Origin of the sequence: Streptomyces sp. Je 1-332, from assembly GCF_040730185.1 — a bacterium.
Lineage (GTDB): Bacteria > Actinomycetota > Actinomycetes > Streptomycetales > Streptomycetaceae > Streptomyces.
In genome coordinates, this window is sequence record NZ_CP160402.1 from 3,311,611 (window position 1) to 3,329,226 (window position 17,616).

Sequence of the window (17,616 nt, forward strand, 5' to 3'; positions counted from 1 at the left end):
AGCTCATGACCATCGAGTACGCCACCCGTTACCGGCGCTCCTCACGCATCCCCGCCGAACCGGGCAAGCCCTACGTCATCGAGAAGGGCGAGGGCGACCGGGCCCATCTCTTCGGCGACCTGATCACGATCTACGCGGGCGGCGAGCAGACCGAGAACGGCTTCAACTTCTTCACCGTCGAGGGCCCCAAGGGCAACGTCATCCCCGCCCACCTGCACCCCGACACGTACGAGGTCTTCTACGTCACCCAGGGCGCCGTCCGCCTCTTCGTCGAGGACCTGGAGGGCGAGCAACTGGAGAAGCTCCTCACCCCCGGCGACTTCGGCTTCGTGCCCAAGAACTGTCCGCACGCCTACCGCATGGAGCGCCACCACAGCCAGGTCGTCGGCGTCGCCGCGGGGCCCGGTGGCACCTTCGAGCGGTTCTTCGAGACCCTGGGGGCGCCCGCCGAGGAGCTCGGCCTGCCGCGCGAGCCCGTGATCCCCACGCCGGACAAGTTCGCCACCGTGCCCGAGCGCTACGACGTCCGCTTCCTGCCCGAGCACCAGTGGCGCACCCGGTGAGCGACGCTCTGCGGGGGCTGATCGCCGCGCCCCACCCGGATGTGGCGCCGCTGCCGGCACCGGGGCCGCGGGTCCTGCGCGGCGTCCCGTACGGCGAGGTCGACGGCGGTCGTCCGCTGGAACTCGACCTCTGGCTACCGGAGGTCGCCGGGAGCGGGCCCGCGCCTCTCGTGCTCTTCGTGCACGGCGGCGCGTGGCGGCGAGGGCGCCGTGACGACATGGGACTGCGCACCCGGGACTGGAGTCCGGGGCCGTTCGCGCGCATCGCCGCCGCGGGCTTCGCGGTGGCCTGCGCCGACTACCGGCTCAGCGGAGAGGCCCGCTTCCCCGCCCCGCTCGACGACCTGCGGACCGCGTTGCGCTGGCTGGGCCTGCGCGGACCGGAGCTCGGCGTCGACACCGCGCGGACCGTGGTGTGGGGCGAGTCCGCGGGCGGGCACCTGGCCTCGCTCCTGGCACTCGACCCCGAGGTCTCGGCCACCGGCGCGGTGATCTGGTACGCCCCGAGCGACCTCACCGTCCCCCGCGGCCCGTTCGACCCGCACAGCGCCACGACCCCGGAGGCTTTGCTGCTCGGCGCCGCCCCCGCGGCCGTACCGGAACTGGCCCGCGAGGCAAGCCCCGTGACCCGGGTCCACCCCACCGCCCCGCCCTTCCTCCTGATCCACGGCGAGCGGGACACGATGGTCCCGGCGACACACAGCGAGACACTCGCCGCCCGGCTGCGGGAGGCGGGTGCTCCGGTGGAGCTGCGTGTGGTGCCTGGCGCCGACCACGGCTGGTACGGCGCGCCCGACGCCGAGGTGGAGGACGTGTTCGCCCACTCGCTGCGGTTCGCGCGGGGCCTCGTGGGCTGAGACACGCGAAGACGCCGACGGCACGACTGCGGAAGACGGAAGCCGAGGTGGAGCTGCGTATGGTGCCTCGCGCCGACCACGGCTGGTGCCGCGCGGCGGAGGCGTCTGTTGGAGCAACGCGAAGGGCGGGGGCGGCCCGTCGGCCGCCCCCGCCCTGATGCCCGTAGGCCCGTGTCCCCGTACGCCCTCAGCCGTCCAGCTGCTGGAGCGTCGCGTTCGACGGGCCGCGGCGGGACTGCTCGTCCCGTGCCACGTCCTCCGCCGCGCCGAGCACGCGGACCGCGTTCTGCCACGTCAGCTTGGCCAGGTCCGGCTTCGACCAGCCGCGGGTCAGGAGCTCCGCGATCAGGTTCGGGTAGCCCGCGACGTCGTCGAGACCGTCCGGGGTGAACGCCGTGCCGTCGTAGTCACCGCCGATGCCGATGTGCTCGATGCCCGCGACCTCGCGCATGTGGTCGAGGTGGTCGGCGACCGTCGCCGCCGTGGCGACCGGGCGCGGGGTCGACTCCTCGAAGGCCGCGTGGACCTTCATCGCGTCCGGCGTCGTGTCCAGGTGGTGGAAGCCGTGCGCACGCATGTTCTCGTCGGCCGCCGCCGTCCAGTCGACCGCCGCCTGGAGGACGAACTTCGGGACGAACGTGGCCATCGCGACGCCGCCGTTGGCGGGCAGGCGCTCCAGGACGTCGTCCGGGATGTTGCGCGGGTGGTCGCACACCGCGCGCGACGACGAGTGCGAGAAGATCACCGGCGCCACGGAGGTGTCCAGGGCCGCCCGCATCGTCGTCGCCGCCACGTGGGAGAGGTCCACGAGCATGCCGCTGCGGTTCATCTCACGGACCACCTCGCGGCCGAAGGCCGACAGGCCCCCGACCCCGGGCTCGTCCGTCGCCGAGTCCGCCCACGCGATGTTGTCGTTGTGCGTCAGCGTCATGTAGCGGACGCCGAGCGCGTGCAACGCCCGCAGCGTGGCGAGGGAGTTGTTGATGGAGTGGCCGCCCTCGGCCCCCATCAGGGACGCGATGCGGCCCTCGGCCCGCGCCTCCTCCATGTCCGCGGCCGTCAGCGCGCGGACCAGATCCCCGGGATACCTCGTCAGCAACTGCTCGACGCAGTCGACCTGTTCGAGCGTCGCGCTCACCGCCGCGTCGCCCGTCAGGTCCGTGCGGACGTACACCGACCAGAACTGCGCACCGACCCCGCCCGCCCGCAGACGGGCGATGTCCGTGTGGAGATGGCCCGTCTGGTCGGCCGCGATGTCGAGGCGGTCGATGTCGTAACCGGCCTTCTCGCGTAGCGCCCAGGGCAGGTCGTTGTGCCCGTCGACCACCGGGAACTCGGCGAGGAAGGCGCGGGCGTCAGCGAGGGAGGCGCTGTCCTGGGACGTCATGCCGCTCACTTCCCCGAGCCGAAGCCGAAGCCGGAACCGGCGCCCTCGACCTTCGTACGCAGCCGCTTGCCCTTCTCCGTGGCCTGTTCGTTCAGCTCCTGCTGGAACTCCCGCATACGGCCGAGGAGTTCGGGGTCGTGCGCGGCCAGGATGCGCGCCGCGAGGAGGCCCGCGTTGCGCGCGCCGCCCACCGAGACCGTCGCCACCGGAACGCCCGCGGGCATCTGCACGATGGACAGGAGGGAGTCCATGCCGTCGAGGTACTTGAGCGGTACGGGCACGCCGATGACCGGCAGCGGCGTCACCGAGGCCAGCATGCCCGGCAGGTGCGCGGCGCCTCCGGCCCCCGCGATGATCGCCTTGAGGCCGCGGTCCGCCGCTTCCTCGCCGTACGCGACCATCTCGCGCGGCATGCGGTGCGCGGAGACGACGTCGACCTCGTAGGGAATCTCGAACTCGTCGAGCGCCTTGGCCGCGGCCTCCATGACCGGCCAGTCGGAGTCCGAGCCCATGACGATGCCGACGACAGGTCCTACGGGTCCTGCGGGTCCTACAGGTGCGGTCATTCCGTGATCGTCCCTCTGAGGTAGCCGGCCGCGTGACTGGCGCGCTCCAGCACGTCGTCCAGGTCGTCGCCGTAGGTGTTGACGTGACCGACCTTGCGGCCGGGCTTCACGTCCTTGCCGTACATGTGGATCTTCAACTGCGGGTCGCGTGCCATGCAGTGCAGGTACGCCTGGTACATGTCCGGGTAGTCGCCGCCCAGGACATTGGCCATGACCGTCCACTTCGCCCGCGGGCGCGGGTCGCCGAGGGGCAGGTCGAGCACCGCGCGCACGTGGTTCGCGAACTGGGACGTGATCGCCCCGTCCTGCGTCCAGTGGCCGGAGTTGTGCGGGCGCATCGCCAGTTCGTTCACCAGGATGCGGCCGTCGCGCGTCTCGAAGAGCTCGACCGCCAGATGGCCGACCACCCCGAGCTCCTTGGCGACGCGCAGGGCCAGTTCCTGGGCCTGGCCCGCGAGGTCCTCCGAGAGATCGGGGGCCGGCGCGATGACCGTGTCGCAGACGCCGTCGACCTGCTGCGACTCGACGACGGGGTAGGCCACGGCCTGGCCGTGCGGCGAGCGCACGACGTTCGCCGCGAGTTCCCGCGCGAAGTCCACCTTCTCCTCGGCCATGACCGGGACACCGGCCCGGAAGGGATCTTCGGCGTCCTCGACGGAACGGACGAACCACACCCCCTTTCCGTCATAGCCGCCACGCACCGTCTTGAGGATCACGGGGAAGCCGTCGCCCTCGGCCGCGAAGGCGGCCACGTCGGCCGGGTCCCTCACGATCCGGTGGCGTGGGCACGGCACGCCGATCTCCGTGAGCTTCTCGCGCATCACGCCCTTGTCCTGGGCGTGCACCAGCGCGTCGGGCCCCGGGCGCACGGGGATGCCGTCCGCCTCCAGGGCCCGTAGATGCTCGGTGGGTACGTGTTCGTGATCGAAAGTGATCACGTCGCAGCCCCTCGCGAACTCGCGCAGCGTGTCGAGGTCGCGATAGTCGCCGATGACGACATCGCCGACGACCTGCGCCGCGGAGTCCTGAGGGGTGTCACTGAGGAGCTTGAATTTCAGGCCGAGGGGGATACCCGCCTCGTGGGTCATGCGGGCGAGCTGACCGCCGCCGACCATGCCGACTACCGGGAACGTCACACCCCCAGGGTATCGGCCCGTATCGGCCACGTCGGAACGGCCGGTTCCCGTGCACCGCACGGGCCCTCCCGTCACAGAGCCGACACAGTGTGGAGGCGTCCCCGCGCGACGGACGGGGGTCGCTGGTTAGCATGGCTGGGTTGACGCGACCGAATCACCAGATACGTCGACGAGGACGAGACCGAACGAATCGACGACGGGGGTTGGGGCGACCACCATGAAGGAACGTGGCGCACTACGGGTGCGACTGGATCAGCTCGCGCGCGAAGTGGCCAAGTTCGGTGCGGTGGGTGCCCTGGGCACGCTGGTGAATTTCAGCGTCTCCAACCTTCTGTGGCACACCACGGACCTTCAGGCCGTGCGCGCGAACGTGATCGCCACCGTCGTCGCCATCGCCTTCAACTACGTGGGTTTCCGTTACTTCACGTACAAGGACCGTGACAAGAGCTCCCGCACCAAGGAGCTCACGCTGTTCCTGGTCTTCAGCGCGGTCGGCCTGGTGATCGAGAACGGCGTCCTGTACGCGGCCATCTACGGCTTCGACTGGGACAGCCCGCTGCAGCGCAACATCTTCAAGTTCGTGGGCATCGGCATCGCCACCTGCTTCCGCTTCTGGTCCTACCGCACCTGGGTCTTCAAGGCGCTGCCCGCGCGGGAGACCGTCGCCCGTGCGGAATCGTTCCTGGAGGGCGGCTCCACGGCGGCCACGGGGTCCACGGCGTCCACGGGGTCCACGGCGTCCACGGCCGTGGCGGCCGACCGGAAGCGGCCGGCCGGGCGGGGCACGCGCTAGCGCACCGTCTCCTCCTCGTGCCACCGGTCGCTTTTCTGCGGCGGCGTACGCGACAGGAAAAGGCCGAAGACCGGCGGCCTGGTCTGCAGCATCTCCAGGCGCCCGCCGTCCGCCTCGGCCAGGTCCCGGGCGACCGCGAGGCCGATGCCCGTGGAGTTGCGGCCGCTGATGGTGCGCTCGAAGATCCGCGCGCCGAGATCGGCGGGGACGCCGGGGCCGTCGTCGGTGACCTCGATGACCGTCTGGTTGCCCGTGACGCGGGTCCGCAGGGCGACGGTGCCGCCGCCGTGCATGAGCGAGTTCTCGATGAGGGCGGCCAGGACCTGCGCGACCGCCCCGGGGGTGCCCACGGCCCGCAGATGCCGCTTGCCGGAGCTGACGATGGCGCGGCCCGCGCTGCGGTAGGCCGGGCGCCATTCCTCCAGCTGCTGCTTGACGACCTCGTCCAGGTCGAAGGAGACGGCGGAGCCGGTACGCGGGTCGCGTGAGTTCGTCAGGAGCCGCTGCACGACGTCGGTGAGGCGCTCGACCTGCGCGAGCGCGATCGTGGCCTCCTCCTTGACCGTGTCCAGCTCGTCGGTGACGGTGATCTCCTCCAGGCGCATGGACAGGGCCGTCAGAGGCGTACGCAGCTGGTGCGAGGCATCCGCGGCGAGCCTGCGCTCGGCGGTCAGCATCCGGGCGATCCGCTCGGCGCTGCCGTCCAGGACATCCGCCACGCGGTCCAGCTCCGGCACCCCGTAGCGCTTGTGGCGGGGCCTCGGGTCGCCCGAGCCGAGGCGCTCCGCGGTCTCCGCGAGGTCGGTGAGCGGCGAGGCCAGGCGGTTGGCCTGGCGTACCGCGAGGAGTACGGCGGCGACGATCGCGAGGAGGGCCACGGCGCTGATGATCAGCAGGGTGCGGCCGACCTCCTGGGTGACCGCGGTGCGCGGCTCCTCGACGGTGACCTTCTCGCCCTCCTCGCCCTTGGCCGTGTCGTGGATGACGTCGCCGGCGGGGCGGGAGCCGATCTCGATGGGGGCGCGGCCGGGAATCTCGATGAGGGCGTAGCGGTCGGTGTCGACCGCGGCCACGTCGCGCAGGATCTCGGCGCTGATCCGCTCGTCGCTGATGAGCCTGCTGTCGACGACGCTGGCCAGGCGGAGCGCCTCACTTGTCACTCGCTCCTGGGCGCTGCTGCTGATGGTCCTCGTCTCGACGATCACCAGACTCACACCGAAGACTGCGATGACTACGAGGACCACGGCGAGGGTGCTGCTGATCAGTCGACGGCGCATTTACTCAGTGTCGCCGATCGAAGCCCCCGTCAGGGGCGCGGGGAACTGCGCGGCCCGCCACGACGAATCCGCAGACGCGTCTGCCTACGGCGGGTTCCTGGCGGGTGCGGGTCTTCTTGGGTTGCTCGCGCAGTTCCCCGCGCCCCTGACGGGGCACTGCCCGGCGCCCCCCGGCGAGGAATCAGCTTTTCTCGAAGCGGAAGCCCACGCCCCGCACAGTGGCGATGTATCGCGGGTTCGCCGCGTCGTCGCCCAGTTTCTTGCGCAGCCAGGAGATGTGCATGTCCAGGGTCTTGGTGGACGACCACCACGTGGTGTCCCAGACCTCGCGCATCAGCTGGTCGCGGGTGACCACGCGGCCCGCGTCGCGGACCAGGACCCGCAGCAGGTCGAACTCCTTGGCCGTGAGCTGGAGCTCCTCCTCGCCCATCCAGGCGCGGTGCGACTCCACGTCGATCCGCACGCCGTGCGTGGCCGGAGCCTGCTGCGGCTCGGCCGCGCCGCGCCGCAGGAGGGCCCGGACCCGGGCGAGCAGCTCGGCGAGGCGGAAGGGCTTGGTGACGTAGTCGTCGGCGCCCGCGTCCAGGCCGACGACGGTGTCCACCTCGTCGGCACGGGCGGTGAGGATGAGGATCGGCGCCGTGTGCCCCCCGGCGCGGAGGCGGCGGGCCACCTCCAGGCCGTCCATCCCGGGCAGCCCCAGGTCGAGTACGACGAGGTCGACGCTGCCCTGCAGCCCGGCGTCGAGGGCGGTCGGGCCGTCCTCACGCACTTCGACCTCGTACCCCTCCCTGCGCAGGGCACGGGCCAGCGGCTCCGAGATGGACGCGTCGTCCTCGGCGAGCAGTACACGGGTCATGGGGTGATGGTAGTCCGCGCCGGAAGACCGTCGTGGGGTGATCGCCCGCCGGCGGTCGACCCCTGCGGCTATGGGGTGCCATCCTGAGGATCACCTTCAAATGTGGGCCGATGGTTCCGAAGTAACCTGTGATCCATCTCTCAAGTCCTTCCATATGCCGCACTGTCGTGGCGTATGGTGACCCAACGCCTGATGCACTATGCAAGGACCTTTGGCCCGCTGTGCGGCCTTAGGTCTCTTTTATGTGCGGGCCGGCTTCTGCCAGCCTTGAAAGGAATGACCTGTGGTCGGGCCCTGAGCGTGATGACGCGCCAGGGCGTGGATCTCGGAGTCGCCGTACCAGCGCCTTCCTCGACGGAGCGCGAAACTCCCCCCGGGCGTGGGGGTGTGGACGGTAGGACCCCGGTGCCGACCGCCCCCCACCGGGCGCGCACACGCTCTTGCCGCGCGTCCCGAACACGAGGATCGACCCATGGCGTCCAGCCTGACGAAGGACTCAGCCGGTACCCCTGGCACTGAGAAGACCTTCTTCGGCCACCCCCGCGGACTGGCCACACTCTTCATGACCGAGATGTGGGAGCGCTACAGCTTCTACGGCATGAAAGCACTGCTCCCGCTGTACCTGATCGCCCCCGGCGGCATGAACATGTCGGCCACGACGGCGACGGCGATCTACTCCGTCTACATGTCGATGGTCTATCTCCTCGCCATGCCCGGCGGCTGGATGGCGGACCGCTTCTGGGGGCCGCGCAAGACGGTCGCCATCGGCGCTGTCGTCGTCATCCTCGGCCACATCACGCTCGCCCTGCCGAGCTCCGCGACGTTCTTCGCGGGCCTCGGTCTCGTCGCGCTCGGTTCCGGCCTCCTGAAGGCCAACATCTCCGCGATGGTCGGCCACCTCTACGACGGCCCGGAGGACCCGCGCCGTGACGGTGGCTTCACGCTGTTCTACATCGGCATCAACGTGGGCGCCTTCCTCGCCCCGCTGACCATCGGCACCGTCGGCGAGAACGTCAACTGGCACTTCGGCTTCGCGCTCGCCGCGATCGGCATGGCGCTCGGCCTCGGTCAGTTCATGCTCGGCTCGCGCCACCTCAGCGCGGAGAGCAGCGTCGTCTCGCAGCCCGCGACGCCGCAGCAGCGCGCTTCCGCCCTGCGCAACGGCCTGATCTGGCTGATCGTCGCGGTCGCGCTCTACTCGTTCCTCGGTGTGACCGGCAACTTCGCCGACTGGGCCCTGATGCCCCTCACCATCGCCGGTCTGGTCATCCCGGTCACCGTCCTGGTCCGCATGAAGCGCGACAAGGAGCTCACGGACCTGGAGCAGTCCAAGCTGTCGGGCTACGTCTGGTTCTTCATCGTCGCCGCCGTCTTCTGGATGATCTACGACCAGAACGGCTCGACCCTGTCGATCTTCGGCGAGCACTCGACCACGAACAACCTGCTCGGGTTCGACTTCCCGACCTCCTGGTACCAGTCGCTGAACCCGATCTTCATCATGGCGCTGGCCCCCGTGGTCGCCTCCGCGTGGCTGTGGCTGAACAAGCGGGGCAAGGAGCCGAGCACCGCGGTCAAGTTCGCCTCCAGCCTCACGCTGATCGGCATCTCGTTCCTCGTCTTCCTCATCCCGCTGATCGACACCGCGAGCAACGGCGGCAAGGTCAGCCCGATGTGGCTGGTGTCGATCTACTTCATCCAGACCGTCGGCGAGCTCTGCCTCTCCCCGGTCGGCCTGTCGGTCACCACGAAGATGGCCCCGGCGAAGTACACCGCCCAGATGATGGGTGTCTGGTTCCTCGCGGTCACCGCGGGCGACTCCGTCACCGGTCTGCTGACATCGCCGCAGCTCGGGATCGATCTGAACAACTCGGGTGCGGTCGCGGTCGAGGCGGTCATCGCGGTCATCGCGGGCTTCGGCATCTGGATGAACCGCAAGAAGGTCAAGGAACTGATGGGTTCCGTGAACTGACGTCCGCCACGCCCCCGACGGGGCCGGCAGACGCGTGAAAGGGCCGTCGCACCTCTGCGGGTGTGGCGCCCTTTCGTTCGTCCACTCGCACGAACAAGGGATCGTTCGCTAACCCGTGGCGGTGACGCGGAACGTTTCCGTGCCGGTGGCGGAGCCGCGCGGTGCAGCATCTGGCCATGCGACGTACGTTGCCGACCCTCGCCCTGTGTGTGGCGTTGCTGTCGTCCAGTGCCGCCGTCGAGGCCGCACCAAGCCCCTTGCCGGGCCAGACCTTCTCGTACGGGGAGCACGCGCGGCAGAACATCACCGTGTACGGCGACCGGTCCGGGCACCCCGCCCTGATGATCCTGCACGGCGGCTCCTGGGTGCGGGACACCGACTGGAGCGGTCGGGCCCGGTGGTTCGCGGAGCGCGGGTTCACCGTGTACGACACCGACTACCGGCTCGCCTCGGACGCCGCCTGGCCCGCGCAGCGCGACGACGTCCTCGCCGCCCTGCGGTGGATCAAGCGGCGCGGCGGCGGCACACCCGTGGTGCTCGGGTCCTCCGCCGGCGGGCATCTCGCCGTCAGCGCGGGGGCCTACGGCGCCGGGCGGGAGCGGGTGCGGGGCGTGGTGGCCCTCTCCCCCGTGGCCTCGCCCTACCGCGCCTGGAAGGACGGCGGGATGACCGCCGCCGCTCCGGCCCAGCGCAAGCTGCGGGGTACGGCGGAGCTGCTCGCGGGGTGCGTGCCGGACCGGGCCTCCGGGCGGTGCTGGAAGAAGTGGGTCGACCTGGTGGCCAAGTCGCACGCCTCCGGCAAGGACGACGCGCCCCTCTACCTCACGCACTCGGCGGCGGACTTCGTCCCGGTCGCCCACTCCACGGACCTCGCCCACGCCCAGACGATGGCGGGCCTGCGGGACGTCACGGTCCGCGTCGAGCCGGGCACGGCGCACGGGGGTGAGCTGTTGCGGGACCCGGGCTTCGCCCAGACCGTGCTGCGGTGGCTGCGGCAGCACGTTTGAGCAGCGTCCAGGGGTAGGCGCCCCTTTAGGGGCGCGGGGAACTGCGCGCTCAGCCGACGGCAGCCGGCGGTCGACGCAGACGCGTCTGCCTACGGCGCCTGGTCGGCGGGTGCGGGCCGCCCTGGGCCGCTCGCGCAGTTCCCCGCGCCCCTGGCGGGGCCTCAGTGCAGGCCGTTCCTCCGCCTCGGGAGGAACGTGAACACCGCGCCGCCCAGCAGGATCACCGTGCCCGCGACGAGCCCTAGCGCCCGCAACGCCCCGTTGTCGTCCGCGCCGGTCTCCGCGAGGTCACCGCCACCGCCCGCGGCACCCGCGGCGGAACCCCCGGCGGAACCGGAGCCCCCGGCAGATCCCGAACCGCCGGCCGCGCCGCCAGGCTGAGCCGCCGTGTCGATCTCCAGGGAGACCTCCGCCTTGGACGGCGTGCACGTCGTCGTCGTACCCAGCGCCTTGACCGTGAGGACACCCGGCGAGAGCGTCGACTTGCCGTCGGCGCCCGGCTTGTACGTGCCGGTCAGGTCAGGGATGGTCATCGGGTCGCCGGACTTGATGGGCTCCTTGTTGGTGGGCCCCTCGACGTGCACCGTGCCCTTGTCCGCGCCGCCCAGCTTGACCTCCATGGACGGCTTCACAGAGTCCGCGGGGATGTCGGCGGGGCTGTCCATGACGGACTTCTTGAACTCGACGGTGAGGCCGTAATTCCCGCCCTCCTTCTTGGCGTTGATCTGGACGGGGGACGTGGCGTCCTTGTCGCCGATGGGCGTCTTGCACTTGTACGGGGTCTGGACTTCCTTGCCGGGGAAGTCGGTCTTGCCGCCGTCGTCGCCACCGCCACCGGTGGAGCCGCCGCCGGTGTCACCGCCCGTGTCGCCACCGCCCGTGTCACCGCCGCCGGTGTCCCCGCCGGACGCGGAACCGCCCGACGTACTGCCACCGGACGTGCCGCCGCCCGAGGCCGTGCCGCCCGAACTGCCGCCGCCCTCCGTCACCTTGATGGTCGCGCCCGCCTTGACCTCTTCCTTGGGCGTGCACTTGGTGTCGGTCGACATCGGCTTGCTGACGTTGATGTTGTACGCGCCCGGGGTGAGCGTGACGTCGCCCGCCTTGGTCAGCTTCAGCTTGGCCTTCATGTCGGACAGGATCATCGGGCTGTTCTTCTTGATCGGCGGGTTCACGCGCTCGCCCGCCACCGCCAGGTCACCACTCTGGCCGCCGCCCAGCTTGATCGTGCCGGTCGGCTTCACCGTGTCCTTGTCCAGGTCGAGGATGTCCGGGTTCTTGGACGCGGCCTCCGTGGTCTTCCATACGACCTCGACCTCGTCGCCCACCTTCGCGGTGGCCGGCGCGGTGATCTCCACCTTCGTGGTGCCCTGCACGGGTGGCAGACCCGAGATCGGCGGCGGTATGCACTCCGTCTTGTACGCCACCTCGGCCGCCTGCGCGGGGCCCGCGCCCAGCAGGATGCCCGCCCCGCCGAGCAGCAGCGAGACCGAGGCCGCGCCCGCTCTCCGTCGTGTGCTGATCACGTGTTTCCCTTCGTCGTCGGGCTGTTCTCTGACGGTGCGGAGAGCTGTCCGGCGGCGGGTGCGGTCCCGGCGCCGGGGTCTGTGTCAGGGGTGAACCACGGGAGGGTGCCCGTGTTCGTGGCGGTGTCCTTGCCGGACGGCCCACCGGTCTCGCGGGACGGCTTCGTACGGGGCGTACGGGCCGCCTCGTCCGCCGCGACCGCCCCCTGGGGCAGCCGCAACTTCGGGATGCGGTCGGTGAGTTCGGCGATCCTGCCGGTACGGTGACGCCCCGCGGGACGGGAGCCGCGGCCGCCGCCCCGGCGGCGGTTCGGACGGAGCCTGTCCACCACCGCCATGCCGATGCGGAAGACGGCCGCGGGCACGACGACGCAGAGCAGGATCCAGAAGACGGTCACGCCCCACGGGCGGCCGACGCCCCAGGGCTGTTCGGCGAGCACCTTGCCGCCGAACCTCAGGGAGACGAGGTAGTCGCCGTGCGCTCCGGCTGAGAGCTCGACCGGGAGCTTGATCTGGGCCTTCTTGCCGGGGGCGATGGTGCCCCGCCACTGCTGTTCCTCCCACTGCGGGGCGAACACGCCGTGGGAGGTGCCGACTTGGAAGACGGGGTCCTTGACCGGGGCCGAGCCGACGTTGCCCACGGTGAAGACGAACTTGCGGGACGGCGGGGCGCCGAACCAGGTCAGTACGCCGCTGGAGCCTTCGAGCCGGGTGTCGGTGAGGACGGAGAGCTTCCCGCCGCCCTGCTGCTCGGTCAGGGGCTTCACGGGATGACCCGCGACCTTGAATGCGGCGTCCGCCTGCGCCTTCTCCCCCGTGACGGTGGCCACGTGGACCACACAGGGGCAGGGCTTGGGGGGCTCGGCCACCGGGAGTTTCTTGCTGAAGGCGCCCTTGCCGTCCGTGGTGACGGCACGGCCGGTGTCGTTGGCGCAGGAGTTCGTGCCGCCCGGCACCCCCTTGCCCGGGGTGGCCTGACCGCAGACCAGCATCATCAGCAGGGCGTTCTTGCGCCACCCCGCGCCCTTGACGGTGATGTCACCGCCCTTGCCCGCCTCGGCCTTGGAGAGAGTCACCGTCGGCTTGTCGGCGGCCGTGGCCCCCGCCGCCGGGAGCAGCGCGAAGGCCAGTGCCGCCAGCACGGCGGTCGCGGCGATGTACCGCTTGAGTTCCCACAACGGGTTGCCGTTCACAGCTGCTCTCCCTTTGCCGTCCCCACTCCCGCCAACTCCGGTCCCGTAACGCTCGGTTCGGGTTCCTCGTCCGGTGCCGGGCCCCCGTCCGCGCGCTTGCGTCCGCGTACGAACCAGACGCCCGCCGCCACGAGACCGAGCACCCCCGCGCCCGCCCCGGCCACCGCTCCCCACGGCACGAAGCGTGCCGACGCCGTCGCCTTGCCGTGGGCTCCGCCCGCCGCCGTCACCGTGAGCGTGACCTCGACGGAGTCGAGCGCGGGGGCGTCCGTCCACGGTTCCGTCAGGGTGACCCTGCGGCCCGGCAGGAGCTCCACCGGGAGCGTGCGGGGGCCCCGGTCGAGCAGCGGGCCGAAGAGACCCTCGGCGTGGACCGTGAGCTTGGGGGTCAGGACGGTGTTGCCGCGGTTGACGACGTCGTACGAGATGCGTCCGTCATCGGCCCGCACGCGCTCGACCGTGAGCGCGGACAGCGTCGGGCCGCTCACCCGCAGATGCACGCGGACCCCGGCGTCCCGGCCGCCCTCCCGCGCGACGACCGCCCCGGGGTGGTCGCCGGGCACCGCGCTCTCGGGGATGCTCACGCTGAACGGCACCTCGGCGCGGGTGCGCGGCGGCACCTTCACCTTGCTGCGCGCGAACGTGATCCAGGAGCCGGTGTCCTTCGGCCTGCCCCGCTCCAGCGAGAACGCCCCGCCCTCGGTGTTGTCCGCGTCGGCGCCGCTCAGCTCCACCGTGCGCGGCTTCGACCCCGGGTTGGTGACCGTCACCGTGTCCTCCAGGACGGAGCCGGGCGTGCCCTCCACGTAGAAGTAGGGCCGCCCGTCCTTCGCCGGCCGCGTCCCTCCTCCCGCGGAGGGCGCGAGCGTCCACGCTCCGGAGTCGTCGGCGAACACCGGAGTCGCCGGCGCCACGCCCGTCACCAGTAAGGCCACGGCCACGGCGAGAGCACGGGCAACGGACAGCAGCGACGGCATCGGCGGCTCCTGGATCTTCGTACGCTGGGCGTCGTACGCGGCGGTCGGGACGGGCGCGCGCGGTCACCGCGTCCCCGCGACGCCGCGCACCGCGCCTAGCGCGACCGGGCCGCCTGGTTCCTGCGGGTCAGCCAGAGCGCGCCGGCCGCGCCCGCGAGCAGCACCGTGCCGCCGAGGGTGCCGAGCGCGATGGCGGAGTCCGCGGGGCCCGTCTGGGGGAGCTCCTCGCCGCCGGAGGGGGCGCTGGCCGAGCCGCCGGAGCCGCCGTCGTCACTCGATCCGCCTCCGCCGGAGCCGCCGTCCGTGGAGCCACCGCCGCCCGAGCCCTTCACGTCCAGCGAGAGCGAGGGCTTGGGGCTGTTGGACGGCGTGCACGTCGTCGTCGTACCGAGCGCCTTGATGGTGAGGACACCCGCGGTGAAGGTGACCTTGCCGCTCTTCTTCGGCGTGTACGTCCCCGACAGATCGCTGATCTTGATGGGGGTGTTGGCCGGGATCGCCTTGTCGTTGGGCGCTCCGGAGACCGGCACCGTGCCGCTCTCCGCGCCGCCCAGCTTGATGAGCGCGCTCGGCTTCATCGCACCCTTGCCCAGCTCCACCGGGCTTGAGGAGACGCCCTTCTGGAAGGACATGGTGAGCTTGTAGCCGCTGCCGCTCTTCACGCTCTTGATATCGATCGGCGAGACCGCGCCTTTGTTCCCGATGGGCGTCTTGCACTGGTAGTTGACGTCCTGGACCTCGGCCTGCGCGGCGGGGGCGGCCATCAGCACCGCCGAGCCGCCGGCCAAGGCCGTGGCAAGCGCGAGCGCGGCCCTACGTTTCTGGTACGACACCTCGAGTTCCCCTCATGCCGGTCGTGGCGTGCCGCGGTGCGGATTTACTGACGGCACATCAGATTGGGCGCTCAAGGTACGCCCGGGGCCTTGCCGAGGGAAGACAAAGAACGCGCCGGATCTTCAGTGATCCGGCGCGTATACGAACCGTGGGTAACCCAAGGGGGAACTGAGCGGAGGCCGAGCGGGCCCTACACGGGCGCGCTCAGCTCGGCCCACACCGTCTTGCCCGCCACTCCCGGGGTGCGGACGACCCCCCAGTCCAGGCAGAGCCGCTGGACTATGAACATCCCGTGCCCGCCGGGCCGGCCGGCGCGGTGCGGGGTGCGGGGCGCTGGCTGACCGGGGCCGCGGTCGGACACCTCGATCCGCAGCACCTTGCTGTCGGTGGAGATCCAGAGCTCGTCGGGGCCCTCGGCGTGCAGGCAGGCGTTGGTCACCAGCTCGGACACGACGAGGAGGACGTCCTCCGCCGCCGCGCGCTGGTCCGCGCCCGCCGCGGGCAACCAGCCCCACGCCTGCAGCGCCTGGCGTGCGAAGTCCCGGGCGAGGGGAACGATGCCACTGGCGCCGTTCAGGCTCAGCCTGCGGACCTGGCGCCCCTGACGGCCGGTCGCCGCTGAGGCGGCCTGGTCCGCGGGAGCGGCCGCGACGACGGCCTCGTACTCCGGGCCGCGGTCGCCCGGCGAGCAAGGCCGGGTGGTGCTCATCAGCGCTTCACCTCACCGACAAGAGGACTCTGGACAAGGAACTGGACAAGTAGCGGGGCTCCAATAGGGATCATCGGCTGCTCGGCCGTTCCTGCTGTTGATTTGGCAACGTCTGTTCGCGGGGCGCTGTCTACGCATCCAGGGTGTCTCCTGCCCGGACGAACCGTGAGAACACCCACTTGTTCGACGCGACCCGTGTGACGCTGGTAACGCTATGATCACACAGAGGCAACTGACGCGTAACTCTTGAGCACGCTCCGTCAGCGGGCCCCCGGGTCAGTCGGCCAGCGCCTCCGCGAGCGTCTCGTGGACGGTGAAGACCGCCTCGGCCCCGGTGATCTCGAAGACCCGGGCCACCACCGGCAGCATCCCTGCAAGATGCACCCCACCTCCCGCGGCCTCGGCCTTGAGCCGGGCCCCCAGTAGGACATTGAGTCCGGTGGAGTCCATGAACTCCAGACGCGAACAGTCGACGACCAGCCGCGAGAAGCCGTCGTCGAGGCAGGCCTCGAGTGGTTCACGCAACAAATCGGCGGTGTGGTGATCCAACTCACCCACCGGAGTCACGACGACGCTCGGGCCCTCGGCCCGGACTTCGACCAGAAGCCGGCCCCGATGCGCGCTACCGACTGTCCCGCGGTCCATTACGTGTCTCACTTCCGACCGTCGTGGCTGTTGATGACGCCCCTGAACATTACGCCTTCCACACGCCCTCGGGTACCCGAACATCCGCCCGGAAACGGACATTTCACTGCAGAACGCACTTGCGACCGGGCTGTGGAAACGGGTAGGGGTAGAAGAGACAGTAATCAACACGGACGGCTTTGGAGGCGCCGCACACCGCAGTGCACGTATTGGCATCGGCAGCCATATGCCGAGAACGATGGAGGACACCATGTCACCCCGGCTCGACGAATCGCGCACTGACCGAGCGACGTCGACACTCTCACCTCACCGTACCGAGCCCGAGATCCCCGGTCCCCGCACGGAAGCATCGCCGGTGGACATCCCGGCCCTGACGGCCGTGGCGGACACCGTGGAGACCGCGGAGACCGTGGCGGAGACGGACGCCTTCGAGGCGCTTTCCGACCTGCCCGAGATCCCGCCGTTCGACGAGGTGGGCCCGCTGGACGCGAGGGCTCTTTCCAAGACCCTCTTCGAACGCCTCGAGTCCCTCGAGGAAGGCACCCACGAGTACGCGTACGTCCGCAACACCCTGGTCGAACTCAACCTCGCCCTGGTCAAGTTCGCCGCCTCCCGGTTCCGCTCCCGCAGCGAGCCCATGGAGGACATCATCCAGGTCGGCACGATCGGCCTGATCAAGGCGATCGACCGCTTCGAGCTGAGCCGAGGCGTCGAGTTCCCCACCTTCGCGATGCCGACCATCGTCGGCGAGATCAAGCGCTTCTTCCGCGACACGAGTTGGTCGGTGCGTGTTCCGCGCCGCCTTCAGGAACTCCGGCTGGACCTCGCCAAGGCGGGCGACGAACTCGCCCAGCAGTTCGATCGCGCCCCCACGGTGGGCGAGCTCGCCGAGCGCCTGGGCATCTCCAACGACGAGGTCGTCGAAGGCATGGCGGCGTCCAACGCCTACACGGCCAGCTCGCTGGACGCCCAGCCCGAGGAGGACGACTCCGAGGGCGCGCTCGCGGACCGCATCGGCTACGAGGACCACGGACTCGAAGGCATCGAGTACGTCGAGTCGTTGAAGCCGCTGATCGCCGAACTGCCGCCGCGCGACCGGAAGATCCTCTCGCTCCGCTTCGTCGCCAACATGACGCAGTCGGAGATAGGCGATGAGCTGGGCATCTCGCAGATGCATGTCTCGCGGCTGCTGTCGCGCACGCTCGTCAAGCTCCGCAAGGGGCTGACTGTCGACGAGTAACCCCGGCCGGTTGACCTCGCTGTCCTCCTGTCCCCGACCACCGGACGGGCTCGCTACAGAGCCCGTCCGGTGTTCTGT

Annotated in this window: 17 protein-coding genes; 6 read left to right on the forward strand and 11 right to left on the reverse strand. The window is 70.6% G+C overall.

Translation table 11 applies throughout. The features are described from left to right. Positions 1-5 precede the first annotated feature (5 nt). Both ABXJ52_RS14890 and ABXJ52_RS14895 read left to right on the forward strand, forming a co-directional pair. Positions 6-563 (forward strand): quercetin 2,3-dioxygenase, encoded by a 558-nt coding sequence (locus ABXJ52_RS14890; RefSeq protein ID WP_367042597.1) that lies wholly within the window; start codon positions 6-8, stop codon positions 561-563. Further along, the gene (locus tag ABXJ52_RS14895; RefSeq protein ID WP_367042599.1) at positions 560-1,420 is read left to right on the forward strand and encodes an alpha/beta hydrolase; all 861 of its coding nucleotides are present in this window, start codon (positions 560-562) and stop codon (positions 1,418-1,420) included. The genes ABXJ52_RS14890 and ABXJ52_RS14895 overlap by 4 nt, the downstream gene beginning before the upstream one ends. A gap of 187 nt (positions 1,421-1,607) precedes the next feature. Here ABXJ52_RS14895 and ABXJ52_RS14900 read toward each other — a convergent pair whose 3' ends face one another. From ABXJ52_RS14900 to ABXJ52_RS14910, 3 genes are read right to left on the reverse strand one after another with little or no spacing between them, the layout of a single operon-like run. Then, positions 1,608-2,807 carry a dipeptidase gene (locus ABXJ52_RS14900; RefSeq protein WP_367042602.1) on the reverse strand — a complete coding sequence of 400 codons (1,200 nt, stop codon included), beginning with the start codon at positions 2,805-2,807 and terminating at the stop codon, positions 1,608-1,610. Positions 2,808-2,812: 5 nt separating this feature from the next. After that, positions 2,813-3,373, reverse strand: a complete 561-nt coding sequence (purE, locus tag ABXJ52_RS14905) for a 5-(carboxyamino)imidazole ribonucleotide mutase (RefSeq protein WP_367042603.1) — start codon at positions 3,371-3,373, stop codon at positions 2,813-2,815. After that, on the reverse strand, positions 3,370-4,488 hold the full coding sequence (locus ABXJ52_RS14910) for a 5-(carboxyamino)imidazole ribonucleotide synthase (RefSeq protein ID WP_367049065.1): 1,119 nt from the start codon (positions 4,486-4,488) through the stop codon (positions 3,370-3,372). Before ABXJ52_RS14910 ends, purE begins: the two co-directional genes overlap by 4 nt. Positions 4,489-4,726: 238 nt before the next feature. On the opposite strand from ABXJ52_RS14910, the gene ABXJ52_RS14915 reads away from it, so the two are divergent. Further along, a complete protein-coding gene (locus tag ABXJ52_RS14915) occupies positions 4,727-5,302 on the forward strand; it encodes a GtrA family protein (RefSeq protein WP_367042605.1) in 576 nt (191 codons plus the stop codon). Here ABXJ52_RS14915 and ABXJ52_RS14920 read toward each other — a convergent pair. Beyond that, positions 5,299-6,579, reverse strand: a complete 1,281-nt coding sequence (locus ABXJ52_RS14920; RefSeq protein ID WP_367042607.1) for an ATP-binding protein — start codon at positions 6,577-6,579, stop codon at positions 5,299-5,301. The genes ABXJ52_RS14915 and ABXJ52_RS14920 overlap by 4 nt on opposite strands. Positions 6,580-6,760: 181 nt before the next feature. Continuing rightward, complete coding sequence (locus tag ABXJ52_RS14925; RefSeq protein ID WP_363211617.1) at positions 6,761-7,438, reverse strand: response regulator transcription factor; 678 nt, start codon at positions 7,436-7,438, stop codon at positions 6,761-6,763. A gap of 472 nt (positions 7,439-7,910) precedes the next feature. Between ABXJ52_RS14925 and ABXJ52_RS14930 the strand changes: the two genes are divergently transcribed. Together ABXJ52_RS14930 and ABXJ52_RS14935 are read left to right on the forward strand one after the other, a co-directional pair. Further along, entirely contained in the window at positions 7,911-9,407 is a 1,497-nt protein-coding gene (locus ABXJ52_RS14930; protein ID WP_367042609.1) for an oligopeptide:H+ symporter, read from the forward strand. Between the two features lie 176 nt (positions 9,408-9,583). After that, positions 9,584-10,414, forward strand: coding sequence for an alpha/beta hydrolase (locus ABXJ52_RS14935; protein ID WP_367042612.1), 831 nt, complete (start codon positions 9,584-9,586; stop codon positions 10,412-10,414). Between the two features lie 161 nt (positions 10,415-10,575). On the opposite strand, the gene ABXJ52_RS14940 is transcribed toward ABXJ52_RS14935, so the two are convergent. From ABXJ52_RS14940 to ABXJ52_RS14965, 6 genes are all read right to left on the reverse strand, one after another. Next, positions 10,576-11,937 (reverse strand): hypothetical protein, encoded by a 1,362-nt coding sequence (locus tag ABXJ52_RS14940; RefSeq protein WP_367049066.1) that lies wholly within the window; start codon positions 11,935-11,937, stop codon positions 10,576-10,578. Further along, positions 11,937-13,133, reverse strand: coding sequence for a hypothetical protein (locus tag ABXJ52_RS14945; RefSeq protein ID WP_367042614.1), 1,197 nt, complete (start codon positions 13,131-13,133; stop codon positions 11,937-11,939). The genes ABXJ52_RS14940 and ABXJ52_RS14945 overlap by 1 nt, the downstream gene beginning before the upstream one ends. Beyond that, positions 13,130-14,110 (reverse strand): DUF916 domain-containing protein, encoded by a 981-nt coding sequence (locus ABXJ52_RS14950; protein ID WP_367042617.1) that lies wholly within the window; start codon positions 14,108-14,110, stop codon positions 13,130-13,132. The genes ABXJ52_RS14945 and ABXJ52_RS14950 overlap by 4 nt, the downstream gene beginning before the upstream one ends. Positions 14,111-14,205: 95 nt before the next feature. Further along, entirely contained in the window at positions 14,206-14,943 is a 738-nt protein-coding gene (locus tag ABXJ52_RS14955) for an LPXTG cell wall anchor domain-containing protein (protein WP_367042619.1), read from the reverse strand. Positions 14,944-15,134: 191 nt separating this feature from the next. Beyond that, the gene (locus ABXJ52_RS14960) at positions 15,135-15,653 is read right to left on the reverse strand and encodes an ATP-binding protein (protein ID WP_367042620.1); all 519 of its coding nucleotides are present in this window, start codon (positions 15,651-15,653) and stop codon (positions 15,135-15,137) included. A gap of 276 nt (positions 15,654-15,929) precedes the next feature. Continuing rightward, positions 15,930-16,298: an STAS domain-containing protein gene (locus ABXJ52_RS14965; protein WP_367042622.1), complete on the reverse strand. Its 369-nt coding sequence runs from the start codon at positions 16,296-16,298 to the stop codon at positions 15,930-15,932. Between the two features lie 250 nt (positions 16,299-16,548). Here ABXJ52_RS14965 and ABXJ52_RS14970 point away from each other — a divergent pair, with 250 nt between their 5' ends. Beyond that, positions 16,549-17,538 carry an RNA polymerase sigma factor SigF gene (locus ABXJ52_RS14970; protein WP_367049068.1) on the forward strand — a complete coding sequence of 330 codons (990 nt, stop codon included), beginning with the start codon at positions 16,549-16,551 and terminating at the stop codon, positions 17,536-17,538. The last annotated feature ends 78 nt before the right edge of the window (positions 17,539-17,616 follow it).

What these genes read in the sequence shown, in the direction of transcription:
- ABXJ52_RS14890 (WP_367042597.1), top strand. Translation starts at nt 6, where the DNA reads ATGACCATCGAGTACGCCACCCGTTACCGGCGCTCCTCACGCATCCCC.
- ABXJ52_RS14900 (WP_367042602.1), bottom strand. Translation starts at nt 2,807, where the DNA reads ATGACGTCCCAGGACAGCGCCTCCCTCGCTGACGCCCGCGCCTTCCTC.
- purE (WP_367042603.1), bottom strand. Translation starts at nt 3,373, where the DNA reads ATGACCGCACCTGTAGGACCCGCAGGACCCGTAGGACCTGTCGTCGGC.
- ABXJ52_RS14910 (WP_367049065.1), bottom strand. Translation starts at nt 4,488, where the DNA reads ATGGTCGGCGGCGGTCAGCTCGCCCGCATGACCCACGAGGCGGGTATC.
- ABXJ52_RS14915 (WP_367042605.1), top strand. Translation starts at nt 4,727, where the DNA reads ATGAAGGAACGTGGCGCACTACGGGTGCGACTGGATCAGCTCGCGCGC.
- ABXJ52_RS14920 (WP_367042607.1), bottom strand. Translation starts at nt 6,579, where the DNA reads ATGCGCCGTCGACTGATCAGCAGCACCCTCGCCGTGGTCCTCGTAGTC.
- ABXJ52_RS14925 (WP_363211617.1), bottom strand. Translation starts at nt 7,438, where the DNA reads ATGACCCGTGTACTGCTCGCCGAGGACGACGCGTCCATCTCGGAGCCG.
- ABXJ52_RS14930 (WP_367042609.1), top strand. Translation starts at nt 7,911, where the DNA reads ATGGCGTCCAGCCTGACGAAGGACTCAGCCGGTACCCCTGGCACTGAG.
- ABXJ52_RS14935 (WP_367042612.1), top strand. Translation starts at nt 9,584, where the DNA reads ATGCGACGTACGTTGCCGACCCTCGCCCTGTGTGTGGCGTTGCTGTCG.
- ABXJ52_RS14950 (WP_367042617.1), bottom strand. Translation starts at nt 14,110, where the DNA reads ATGCCGTCGCTGCTGTCCGTTGCCCGTGCTCTCGCCGTGGCCGTGGCC.
- ABXJ52_RS14960 (WP_367042620.1), bottom strand. Translation starts at nt 15,653, where the DNA reads ATGAGCACCACCCGGCCTTGCTCGCCGGGCGACCGCGGCCCGGAGTAC.
- ABXJ52_RS14965 (WP_367042622.1), bottom strand. Translation starts at nt 16,298, where the DNA reads ATGGACCGCGGGACAGTCGGTAGCGCGCATCGGGGCCGGCTTCTGGTC.
- ABXJ52_RS14970 (WP_367049068.1), top strand. Translation starts at nt 16,549, where the DNA reads ATGTCACCCCGGCTCGACGAATCGCGCACTGACCGAGCGACGTCGACA.